The organism is Amycolatopsis sp. ATCC 39116 (assembly GCF_000231075.2).
In the GTDB taxonomy this organism is placed as follows: Bacteria; Actinomycetota; Actinomycetes; order Mycobacteriales; family Pseudonocardiaceae; genus Amycolatopsis_E; species Amycolatopsis_E tucumanensis.
Genome location: NZ_AFWY03000098.1, coordinates 1 through 9,862, shown reverse-complemented (window position 1 = coordinate 9,862; position 9,862 = coordinate 1). Strand labels below are relative to the sequence as shown.

12 protein-coding genes and 1 pseudogene are annotated in these 9,862 nt (G+C 73.7%); 7 read left to right on the top strand and 6 right to left on the bottom strand.

Annotated elements, in window-relative coordinates:
* Positions 1 to 601, top strand: a pseudogene (locus AMY39116_RS46705) (GHMP kinase); the annotation flags it as partial.
* On the top strand, positions 522 to 1,508 hold the full coding sequence (locus tag AMY39116_RS0341295; RefSeq protein ID WP_020423453.1) for a pyridoxal-phosphate dependent enzyme: 987 nt from the start codon (positions 522 to 524) through the stop codon (positions 1,506 to 1,508). The pseudogene AMY39116_RS46705 and the gene AMY39116_RS0341295, both read left to right, overlap by 80 nt.
* Before the next feature lie 2 nt (positions 1,509 to 1,510).
* Here AMY39116_RS0341295 and AMY39116_RS0341290 read toward each other — a convergent pair whose 3' ends face one another.
* Both AMY39116_RS0341290 and AMY39116_RS0341285 read right to left on the bottom strand, forming a co-directional pair.
* Positions 1,511 to 2,188: a GNAT family N-acetyltransferase gene (locus AMY39116_RS0341290; protein WP_020423452.1), complete on the bottom strand. Its 678-nt coding sequence runs from the start codon at positions 2,186 to 2,188 to the stop codon at positions 1,511 to 1,513.
* Between the two features lie 16 nt (positions 2,189 to 2,204).
* Positions 2,205 to 3,206, bottom strand: a complete 1,002-nt coding sequence (locus tag AMY39116_RS0341285; protein ID WP_020423451.1) for a Gfo/Idh/MocA family protein — start codon at positions 3,204 to 3,206, stop codon at positions 2,205 to 2,207.
* A gap of 60 nt (positions 3,207 to 3,266) precedes the next feature.
* Between AMY39116_RS0341285 and corA the strand changes: the two genes are divergently transcribed.
* Positions 3,267 to 4,238 carry a magnesium/cobalt transporter CorA gene (gene corA / locus AMY39116_RS0341280; RefSeq protein WP_020423450.1) on the top strand — a complete coding sequence of 324 codons (972 nt, stop codon included), beginning with the start codon at positions 3,267 to 3,269 and terminating at the stop codon, positions 4,236 to 4,238.
* Positions 4,239 to 4,242: 4 nt separating this feature from the next.
* Here corA and AMY39116_RS0341275 read toward each other — a convergent pair whose 3' ends face one another.
* Both AMY39116_RS0341275 and AMY39116_RS0341270 read right to left on the bottom strand, forming a co-directional pair.
* Positions 4,243 to 4,611: an STAS domain-containing protein gene (locus AMY39116_RS0341275; protein ID WP_235716330.1), complete on the bottom strand. Its 369-nt coding sequence runs from the start codon at positions 4,609 to 4,611 to the stop codon at positions 4,243 to 4,245.
* A gap of 46 nt (positions 4,612 to 4,657) precedes the next feature.
* The gene (locus AMY39116_RS0341270) at positions 4,658 to 5,206 is read right to left on the bottom strand and encodes a L,D-transpeptidase (protein WP_157358877.1); all 549 of its coding nucleotides are present in this window, start codon (positions 5,204 to 5,206) and stop codon (positions 4,658 to 4,660) included.
* Between the two features lie 112 nt (positions 5,207 to 5,318).
* Here AMY39116_RS0341270 and AMY39116_RS0341265 point away from each other — a divergent pair, with 112 nt between their 5' ends.
* Positions 5,319 to 6,086 (top strand): aminoglycoside N(3)-acetyltransferase, encoded by a 768-nt coding sequence (locus AMY39116_RS0341265; RefSeq protein WP_020423447.1) that lies wholly within the window; start codon positions 5,319 to 5,321, stop codon positions 6,084 to 6,086.
* A 24-nt stretch (positions 6,087 to 6,110) separates the two neighbouring features.
* The gene (locus AMY39116_RS0341260; RefSeq protein WP_027936691.1) at positions 6,111 to 6,569 is read left to right on the top strand and encodes a carboxymuconolactone decarboxylase family protein; all 459 of its coding nucleotides are present in this window, start codon (positions 6,111 to 6,113) and stop codon (positions 6,567 to 6,569) included.
* A gap of 286 nt (positions 6,570 to 6,855) precedes the next feature.
* Here AMY39116_RS0341260 and AMY39116_RS0341255 read toward each other — a convergent pair whose 3' ends face one another.
* Both AMY39116_RS0341255 and AMY39116_RS45870 read right to left on the bottom strand, forming a co-directional pair.
* Complete coding sequence (locus AMY39116_RS0341255) at positions 6,856 to 7,485, bottom strand: SRPBCC family protein (protein WP_020423445.1); 630 nt, start codon at positions 7,483 to 7,485, stop codon at positions 6,856 to 6,858.
* Positions 7,445 to 7,828 carry a helix-turn-helix transcriptional regulator gene (locus AMY39116_RS45870; protein ID WP_084506236.1) on the bottom strand — a complete coding sequence of 128 codons (384 nt, stop codon included), beginning with the start codon at positions 7,826 to 7,828 and terminating at the stop codon, positions 7,445 to 7,447. Before AMY39116_RS45870 ends, AMY39116_RS0341255 begins: the two co-directional genes overlap by 41 nt.
* Positions 7,829 to 7,941: 113 nt before the next feature.
* Between AMY39116_RS45870 and AMY39116_RS0341245 the strand changes: the two genes are divergently transcribed.
* Positions 7,942 to 8,859 carry a hypothetical protein gene (locus AMY39116_RS0341245; protein WP_020423443.1) on the top strand — a complete coding sequence of 306 codons (918 nt, stop codon included), beginning with the start codon at positions 7,942 to 7,944 and terminating at the stop codon, positions 8,857 to 8,859.
* A gap of 94 nt (positions 8,860 to 8,953) precedes the next feature.
* Positions 8,954 to 9,862 (top strand): serine/threonine-protein kinase (locus AMY39116_RS0341240; RefSeq protein WP_020423442.1); only part of this gene is annotated, 909 nt, incomplete at its 3' end.

Sequence of the window (9,862 nt, the reverse complement as noted above, 5' to 3'; positions counted from 1 at the left end):
GCTCACGCCGGAGGCCGTCGCGCGGATCGCGGTGCGGGCCGAGCGCGCCTGCGACCCCCTCATGCTCGGCGGCGGCGCGGTGCTGTTCGCGCAGCGGGAAGGCCGGGTGCTGGAACGGCTCGGCCCGCGGCTCCCGCCCGTCGTCGTGGTCGGGTGCGTGACCGGCGGCGGGGCGCCGGTCGACACGCTCGCGCTGGGCGCCGTCGCCGACGTGACCGCCTTCGAGCGGCTGCGGCGGATGTTGCGGGTCGCGGTGACCACGGGTGACCCCGGCCTGCTGGGCCGGGTGAGCACCGCGAGCGCGCGGCTCAACCAGCGCGTGCTCGTCAAGGATGAACTGCCCGAACTGGAACGGATCGCGGCCGCCACCGGCGCGGCCGGGGTGCAGGTCGCGCACAGCGGCAACGTGGCCGGCCTGCTGTTCGACCCCGGCGGTGACCCCGGCCGCCTGCGCCGGTGCGTGCGCGCGCTGCGGGCCGCCGGGCTGCCCGCGACCCGCCTGTTCACCACGGAAGGGAAGGATGCACGACCACATCGCGGAGGCGATCGCACGGCCGGACCTGGTCCGGACCGGCGAGCGGCTGGTCTGCCTGCGGTTTGAGACGATGAAGGTGGTCTCCGCGCTGGAGGCCGTGCGGCACCTGCTGCGCACCGGCGTGATCGCCCCCGGCGACACCCTGGTGGACAGCTCCAGCGGGATCTACGCCTACGCGCTCGCCCTGGCCTGCCACCGGTTCGGGCTGCGCTGCCACATCGTCGGATCGACCACAGTGGACCACACGCTGCGCACGCAGCTGGCGGTGCTGGGCGCGACGCTCGAGCAGATGCCGCCGGAGGCCGACCTCAAGCTCGACCAGAACCGGCGGGTGCGGCGGATCGGGGAAATCCTGCGCGCCCACCCGGACTGGCACTGGATGCGGCAGTACCACGACCGCGTCCACTACCTCGGGTACCGGGCGGTGGCCCGGCAGATCACGCGGGAGCTGGACCCGTCCCAGCTGATCGTGGTGGGCGGCGTCGGATCGGGCGCCTCCACCGGGGCGCTCGCGACGTGGCTGCGGTCCACCGCGCCCGGCGTCGGGCTCGTCGGCGTGCAGCCGTTCGGGAGCGTCACCTTCGGCAGCGAGCACGTCGCCGATCCGGACATCATCATCGCCGGGATCGGCAGCTCCATCCCGTTCGGCAACGTGGCGCACGAGCTGTACGACACGATCCACTGGGTCGGCTTCGCCGCGGCGCTGTCCGGGAGCGTCGACCTGCTGCGCAGTCACGCGATCTTCGCCGGTCTCTCCACCGGAGCCGCCTACCTCGCCGCGCGCTGGGAACGGGACCGGTCCGACCGCACGGTGCTGTTCATTGCCGCGGACACCGGGCACCGGTACGTGGACACGGTGTTCGCCCGCCACGCCGAAGCGGTCCCGGTGACCTCCCTCGCGCCTGTCGAGCCGTCGACCCGGGCGGGCCTGGCGCTGCCCTGGTCGCGCATGGCGTGGCCGGCGCCCGCCTGAGGTCAGGCCGGCACCCGCACCCCGACGAAGTCGATCTCGCGGCGGAGCCGGAAGCCCAGCGCGGTGTAGAGCCGGATGGCGCTGGTGTTGTCCGCCGCGGCGTGCAGGAACGGCGTCTCCCCGCGCTCGCGGATCCCGTGCGCCACCGCGAGCACCAGCCGGGTGCCCAGCCCCTGCCCGCGGAACTCCGCGTCCGTGCAGACCGCGCTGATCTCGGTGTACCCGGGCGGGTGCATGCGCTCACCGGCCATCGCGATCAGCCGCCCTTCGTGGCGGAACCCGAGGTAGGTGCCCAGTTCGACGGTGCGCGGCAGGAACGGCCCCGGCCGGGTCCGCTCGGCCAGCGCGAGCATCTCGGGCACGTCGGCCGCGGTCAGCCGCACCGCCTCCGGATCCGGTGCGGTGCCGGCCGTTTCGGCGACCATCTGCACGCCCGGCACACCGAACTCCACGGCCCAGCCCGCCGGCGGCGGCAGCGGCGGCCCCGGCAGCGCCAGCACCCCGCCCGGCCCGGCCAGCTCGGCCAGGTCCTTCCAGGCCGTTTCGTCCGCGTCGTCCGGCATGCCCGCCCACGGCGAGACCTCCGGGTCGTACCGCACCGCGGTCCCGTGCGACTCGGCGAACCGGGCGTGCGGACCGGTCAGCGACGCGAAGGCCGGGTTGTCCAGAACAGAACTCACGACCCGACGTTACCGGTCAAGCGCCCGCCACCGGTTCCGCACGTGAGCGGGGACGCACACCGAACCCGGCCGCGCGGTAGCACTCGTCGATCAACGTCATCGTCGCGACCGCGTCGGCGAGGTCGTTGCGCAGCGGCGCGCCGTCGCGGACGTGCGCCGCGAAGGCCTCCAGCTGGTAGGAGTACGACGGGCGGCGGCCCAGGTGCTCGGCCCGGTCGCCGACCAGGACCCGGTCGTCGGTGTCCGGGCGCACGAAGTTCACCGCGGTCGCCTCGCCACGCGTGCCGGTCAGCCGCAGGCGGAAGCGGACCTCCGCGGCGGCCATGTCGCACCGCACGATGCCGGTCGCGCCGCCGGGGAACGCCAGCCGCGCGTCCACCGCCTGGTCCACCGCGGGCCGCCGCGCCGTCCCGGTCGCCGACTCCAGCACCGGTTCGCCGCCCGCCCACGGCGCGAGACCGCGCAGCGCGTGCAAGCCGTAGCAGCCCACGTCCATCAGCGCCCCGCCCGCCAGCTCGAACGACCACCGGGGATCGCTGTCGGCGGGCGCGGGGATGAGCAGTTCGGCCTCGGCGGCGCGGAGTTCGCCCAGTTCGCCGGAGGCCAGGAGTTCGTGCAGCCGCAGCAGGACCGGGTGGTAGAGGTAGTGGAAGGCCTCCATGACCCGCACCCCGGCCGCCTCCGCCGCGGCGGCCACCTCGCGGGCCTCCTCGGCGTTGGCGGCGAACGGTTTCTCGCTCAGCACGTGCTTCCCGGCGCGCACCGCCGCGAGGTTCCACGGCCCGTGCAGCCCGTTCGGCAGCGGGTTGTACACCACGTCGATCTCGTCGTCGGCGAGCAGCTCGGCGTAGCCGGCGGCGACCCGTTCCACCCCGTGCTCGGCGGCGAACGCCTCGGCGCGGCCGCGGTCCCGCGCGGCGACGGCGACCAGCCGGTGCCCGGTCTCGCGGGCAGGCGCGGCGATGGCGGTCCCGGCGATGCGGGCCGCGCCCAGAATGCCGATGCGAAGTGGTTCCACCGGGAAAGCCCCCAGATCCGTTGCTGCGCGGACGTCCGCCGCACAGCCTAGCGTTGGGGCATGGCTCGCACCCGCGTGTACCGCCACGGAGTTCTCGATGCCGAGAACTTCCCGGCGGCCGAACTGTCCGACCACCTCCAGGACGCGGCGGCGGTGGTGTGGCTCGACTTCGTCAAGCCCACCGAAGCCGACCTCGCCACGATCAGCGAGGAGCTCGGCCTGCACCGCCTCGCCGTCGAGGACGCCGTGCACGAGCACCAGCGGCCCAAGCTCGACCGGTACGAGACTCACGCGTTCCTCACCGCCTACGCCGTGCGGCTGGACACCGCGACCGGCGTGCTGACCGACAGCGAGCTGGCGGCGTTCCTCACCGACCGCGCGCTGGTGACGGTCCGCAAGGACGAGCACTTCGACATCGAGGCGGTCGTGCAGCGCTGGGACGCCTCCGCCGACCTCGCCAAGGGCGGGACCGGTTTCCTCGTGCACGGCCTGCTCGACTACATCGTGGACACCCACTTCGACGCGGTGCAGGCGATGGACGACCAGATCGAGTCGCTCGAGGACGGGGTGTTCGCCGAGCACGTCGACCACACCGACATGCAGCGCCGGTCGCTGCGGCTGCGCAAGAGCCTGGTGTCGCTGCGCCGGGTCGTGCTGCCGATGCGCGAGGTGGTGAACTCGCTGATGCGCCGCGACCACCACCTCGTCGACGAGACGCTGATGCCCTACTTCCAGGACGTCTACGACCACGTGCTGCGCGCGTCGGAGTGGACGGAGTCGTTGCGGGACCTCGTCACCACGATCCGCGAGACGCAGCTGAGCCTGCAGGGCAACCGGCTCAACCTGATCATGAAGAAGGTGACCAGCTGGGCGGCGATCATCGCGGTGCCGACGGCGATCACCGGCTTCTACGGGCAGAACGTGCCCTACCCGGGATTCGAGCGGCCGTGGGGGTTCTGGCTCTCCACCGCGGTGATCCTGGCGCTGTCCGGCGCGCTGTACGCGATGTTCAAGCGGCGCGACTGGCTGTGACGCCTCACGCCGGGCGCAGCGCCTGCGCGAGGGTGGGGTAGACGTCGAGCACGTCGGCGAGCCTCGTGAGGCGCAACGGTTTGACGGTGCCGCGCCCCTGCGCGACGAAGCGCACGTCGGCGTTCCCGGCGAGGTCCTGGATCTCCAGCAGCAGGTGCATCCCGGCCGAGCCGAGGAACGTCACGCCGGACAGGTCGACGACCAGCACCGCGGGCGCGCCGGTCAGCACGCCGCGCATGATCGCGCGCAGCCGCGGCACGGTGGAGGCGTCGAGCTCGCCGGAGGTCTGCACGACGAGGGCGGCCTCCCGCTCCTGAACCGTGACGGCGAAGGGAGCGCCGGGGCCGGGCTGAGGGCTGCCGGGGGACTGCATCGCCTTCATGGTGACACGGCGGCACCGGGAAATCGATCCGGTCGTTTCAGAACACGGCGATCTCGGCGCCCACCGGCAGGGCGTCGTAGAAGAGGGCGGCGTCCCTGGCCGACAGGTGGACGCACCCGTGCGAGGGTGCGTCGAGGCTGCCCTCGTGCAGGGCGATCCCGCCGGGGGCGAAGAACACCGAGTGGTTCATCGGGTCGCCGAACTCGGCGCTGGTGTGCTCGGCGTCCTTCCACTCGACGCGGAAGACGCCGCGCGGGGTGGCGACGGAGTCCGGGGCGTCGGCGGCGCCGGGCATGATCGGGACGGGGCCGTGCGTGATCTCGCCGTCGTGCTGGAGCCAGCTCACGCGCCGTTCCTCGTCGACGCAGGCGCGCGCGGTGTCCGGGCAGAGTTCGGTGCGCGGGGCTGGCGCGGCGGCGCTGGACAGCGGCATCGGCGGCGGAACCGGGCGGGGCGCGGGCGCGGCGGCGGTTTCGGCCGGCGCGGCTTCCAGAACGGCCCACCCGGCCACGAGGGCGAGCGCGGCGAGGGTGGTCCAGCAGGCCTGGCGCTGAAGACCGGAGGAAGTGGAGCGAAGCGGTGCCACGGCCGCACCCTAGCGGTGCTGAACCGGTCCGGTCGCCGGATTCCGGCGGGTTTCCACGACTTCGGGTGAATGATCCCCGGGGAAGGTTTGACGCGGCGAGAAGGGTGGCGGCATGGGGCTCGATCTGGTGGCGGGCTGGCGCTCGCTCGGGCTGGATGAGGGGGCGACGGTGATCGTGCACGCGTCGCTGTCCAGCCTGGGGCCGGTCCCCGGCGGCGCCCGTGCCGTGGTCGCGAGCCTGGTGGCGGCGGCCGGGCAGGCGGGAACGGTGGCCGCTCCGGCTTTCACGCCACGGATCGCCGACCCCGACCCGGACCACCGCGGGGCGCCGGACACCGCGATCCGCGCCCGGCGTGACGCGGTGCCGTTGTTCGACGCCGGGACGCCGTCGGAGATGGGGGCGGTCGCGGAGGCGGTGCGGCAGTGGCCCGGCGCGGTGCGCAGCCGGCATCCGCAGGCCTCGGTGGCGGCGATCGGCGCGCACGCCCGGGAGGTCGTCGCCGCGCAGCCGCTGGGTTTCGCCCTCGGCGCGGGCTCGCCGTTTTCGACGCTGTACGACCTGGACGCGTCGATCCTGCTGATCGGGGTGGGGCACGACCGCAACAGCTTCCTGCACCACGCGGAGACCCTGGCGCGGCACCGGCGGCTGAAGGTGCGCCGGTTCCCGCGGCTGGTGGACGGCGAGCGGATCTGGTGCGAAACGCTGGACGTGGCCAACGACAACGGCACGCTGTTCCCGGTGGTGGGGCGCGAGTTCGAGCGCGTGCACGGGGTGCGGGAGGCGGAGGTGGGCCGGGCGCGGTGCCGTCTCCTCCCGGCGCGGCCGCTGGTGGATTTCGCCGTGCGGCGGCTGGACGAGCTGCTGGGGCGGTCACACTGACCGGCGCCGATCCGTCAGGGAATCATGACCACACGGATGAAGAACCCGGCGTACGTGCTGCCGGAGGCGATGAAGGGTATCGGCGGGCTGATGAAGGCCATCGAGGCGAGCGGGCTGCCCGCGGGGGTGCGGGAGTTCGCCGGGCTGCGGGTCAGCCAGATCAACGGCTGCGCGGCGTGCGTGCACGGGCACGTCGAGGAGGCGCGGAAGGCGGGGGAGAGCGAGGAGCGCATCCACAACGTCGCGGCCTGGCGGGAGGCCCCGTTCTACAGCGACGCCGAGCGGGCCGCCCTGGCGCTGGCCGAAACCGCGACGCGCCTGGCGGACCGCACCGGCGACGGCGTGCCGGACCCCGTCTGGGACGACGCCGCCGACCACTTCGACGAGCGGGAGCTGTCCGGGCTGATCCTGGCGATCGCGCTGACCAACCTGTTCAACCGGATCAACGTGACGATCAGGGAGCAGGCCGGAACGCGGTGGTGAGGCGGCGGGCCCGGCACCGGTGTCGGTGCCGGGCCCCCGCGCTCGGCTCTCGGCGGGCGGCGCGGCGATGGGGTGATGCCGCATCACGCCGGAGGTCAATTCGTCGGCGAGGCAGGGCCTTTGCCCGATTGGCTCCCGGCGAGCCGCGCCGCCGATGGGGGCCACACCGGAGCTGACTCCGGCGGCCGGCGGCCGTCAGGGGTGGTGCCCGCCGTCGGCCCGATCAGCTCCCGACGAGCCGCGCCGCCGATGGGGGAGGGGTCCTGGTGCCTGGCTTCCGGTGCCGCTACTGGGCTTCGCCGGTCAGGTCGGGTGCGAACTGGGCCATCGAGATCTGCGCGGCGCCCGCGATCTCCTCCGCGGTGGCCGTGCCGGAGTCCTCCACCACCGTGCTCCACTCGGCCACCGAACCGGCGCAGAACTCCTGCGCCTCGCGGGAACTCGCGGCCGCCACGGGGTCCTCGGGCGCCTCCCCGGCGAAGTACAGCGCCAGTGCCATCAGCGCGCCGTCCCAGCCGGGGCCCACGAACAGCGCTCCCGCGCCGCTCTGGGCGATCTCGATCGGCACCGTGTGCTCCAGCTCGAGCTCGGTGCTCTCGCCGTCGCCGGTCAGGCGCACCTCCACCACGCTGGTCGGCCCGCCGAAGGTCACCTTCAGCAGCCGGGGCGCGTCGCACGTCAGGATGTCGCCGCCGGCGTTGCCCTCCAGCTGGAACGAGCCGCCCTCACGCAGGTCGCCGGTCAGCGGCATGAACCAGCGGCGCACCCGCGCCGGGTCGGTCACCGCGTCCCACACGTCCTCGACGGTGGCGTCGTAGCGGCGCCGCACCAGGACGGTGACCGTCTCGCCCCCGGTCGTCGTGCCGCGGCGGACCTCACGGTGGATCGCCTTCAGGTGGTTCGCGATGTCGAGCATGGTCCTTCTCCTGCCTGAGTCGTCGTTCCCGCTTGCCGCGGGCCAGTTCGGTGGCGAGCGCGTCGAGGGGCTGGTCCCAGATGTGGCGGAACCGCTCCAGCCACTCCCCGGCCTCCCGCAGCGGCTCGGAGTTCACCGCGTACAGCCGGCGCGTCCCGGCCACGCGCACAGTCGTGAAACCGCTTTCCCGCAGCACACGCAGGTGCTGGGAGACGCCCGGCTGGGAGATGCCGAACTCCTCCCGGATGACTGCGGCGATCGCCCCCGACGGCTGTTCCCCGTCGGCCAGGAGCTCCAGGATCCGCCGGCGAACCGGGTCGCCCAGCACATCGAACGCGTGCACGCGCCCAGTCTGTCAGTCGCGGCTTATATAAGTCAATACTTAAGGTTGTCGGCCCCGGGGGTACCGGACAAACTGGGCCGGAGACGGCACAGCACCACGGAGGAGGTCCGCGGATGAGACGCGTCTGCACACTGGTCCTGTCCCTGCTGGTGATCGGCGCCCTGTCGGTGGCGCCGGCGACGGCCCGGCCCGGGGCGTTCCCCGCCGAACTGGCCCTGCCCGCCGGGTTCCAGCCGGAAGGCATCGCGATCGGCGCCTGGCCGACCGCCTACTTTGGCTCCCGCGTGGACGGCCGCATCCAGCAGGTCGACCTCCGCACCGGCCGGGGAAGCCTCCTGTCGCCGGGGCCGGGCACGCCCTCGCTGGGCATCAAGGTCGACTCGCGGCACGCCCGGCTCTTCGTCGCGGGCGGCACGGGCGGCGACGCCCGCGTGATCGACGCCCGCACCGGCGCGGTCCTCGCGAGCTACCGGTTCCAGACCACCGACACGTTCGTCAACGACCTGGTGATCACCAAGGACGCCGTGTGGTTCACCGACTCCCGCCGCGCGGTGCTCTACAAGCTGTCGCTCGGCCGGAACGGCGAACTGCCCGCCGAAGCGGTCCACGTGCCGCTCACCGGGGACCTCGCGGTCGTGGCGGGCGAGACCAACCTCAACGGCATCGTCACCACCCCCGACCGCAAGGCCCTGATCGCCGGGCAGTCCAACACGGGCCTGCTGTTCCGCATCGACCCGGCCACCGGTGTCACCACCCAGGTCGACGTGGCCGCCCTGCCGAACAACGACGGCCTGCTGCGCGAGGGCCGCACCCTGTACGCGGTGCAGAACCGCCTGAACCTGCTGGCCAAGCTGGAGCTGTCCGCCGACGGCACCAGCGCCCGCCTCGTCGAACAGCGGAGCGACCCGCGCTTCGACGTCCCGGCCACCGTCGCCGAGTGGGGCAAGCGCTTCTACCTCGTCAACGCCCGCTTCACCACCCCGCCGACGCCGGAGACCACCTACAACGCCGTGGCGGTCGAAAAGTTCTGACTCCCGGCGCGGGCGGGTGCTTCCCGGCAACGCGCCCGCCCGCGCCCCGCCGTGGCTACGATCGGCTGGTCCGCCGATCTTGCCCGGGAGCGCCATGTCCGCCGAGACGTTCGGCCCGTACCGCATCGAGGAACTGCTCGGCCGGGGCGGGATGGGCGAGGTGCACCGTGCCTACGACACGGCCCACGACCGCGTCGTCGCGCTGAAACGGCTCAGCGAACCGTTCGTCGCCGACGAGGCCTACCGCGCGCGGTTCCGCCGCGAGTCGCAGATCGTGGCGCGGCTGCGCGAGCCGCACGTCATCCCGATCCACGCGTTCGGCGAGATCGACGGCCGCCTCTACCTCGACATGCGGCTGGTGGAGGGCACCGACCTCAAGGACCTGCTGGCCGCGGGCCCGATGCCGCCGGCCCGCGCGCTGGCGCTGCTCGCCCAGGTGGCCGGCGCGCTCGACGCGGCGCACGCCGACGGGCTCGTGCACCGCGACGTCAAGCCGTCCAACATCCTGGTGACGCCGGCCGATTTCGTGTACCTGGTGGACTTCGGGATCGCCCGGAGCGCGGGGCCGGACGCCACCGCGATCACGCAGTCCGGCGCCGTGATCGGCACGCTCGACTACATGGCGCCGGAACGGTTCGGGGACGCGCCCGTCGACGGCCGGGTCGACGTGTACGCCCTGGCGTGCGTGTTGTTCGAGTGCCTCACCGGGCGGCGGCCGTTCCCCGCGGCCGAGCCGCTCGCCCAGGTGCGCGCCCACCTGCAGGACCCACCGCCGCGTGCGTCCGCGCTCGCGAACCTGCCGCCCGCGCTGGACGACGTGCTGTTGCGTGGCATGGCGAAGGACCCGGCGGAGCGGTTCGCCACGGCCGGGCAGCTGATCGCCGCCGCCCGGCAGGCGCTCGCCGCGCCGGGCTGGGCCGCGCCCCCGACGCCGCCTGGCGGAGCGCTGCCCGCCGGGGTACCGCCTGCCGGGGCGCTGCCCGCCGGAGCACCGCCTGCCGGG

Excerpts from the sequence above, each read along its gene's own strand:
- corA (WP_020423450.1), top strand. The coding sequence starts at position 3,267 with ATGGCTCGCACCCGCGTGTACCGCCACGGAGTTCTCGATGCCGAGAAC.
- AMY39116_RS0341255 (WP_020423445.1), bottom strand. The coding sequence starts at position 7,485 with ATGCTCGACATCGCGAACCACCTGAAGGCGATCCACCGTGAGGTCCGC.
- AMY39116_RS0341275 (WP_235716330.1), bottom strand. The coding sequence starts at position 4,611 with ATGCAGTCCCCCGGCAGCCCTCAGCCCGGCCCCGGCGCTCCCTTCGCC.
- AMY39116_RS0341260 (WP_027936691.1), top strand. The coding sequence starts at position 6,111 with ATGACCACACGGATGAAGAACCCGGCGTACGTGCTGCCGGAGGCGATG.
- AMY39116_RS0341295 (WP_020423453.1), top strand. The coding sequence starts at position 522 with ATGCACGACCACATCGCGGAGGCGATCGCACGGCCGGACCTGGTCCGG.
- AMY39116_RS0341265 (WP_020423447.1), top strand. The coding sequence starts at position 5,319 with ATGGGGCTCGATCTGGTGGCGGGCTGGCGCTCGCTCGGGCTGGATGAG.
- AMY39116_RS0341245 (WP_020423443.1), top strand. The coding sequence starts at position 7,942 with ATGAGACGCGTCTGCACACTGGTCCTGTCCCTGCTGGTGATCGGCGCC.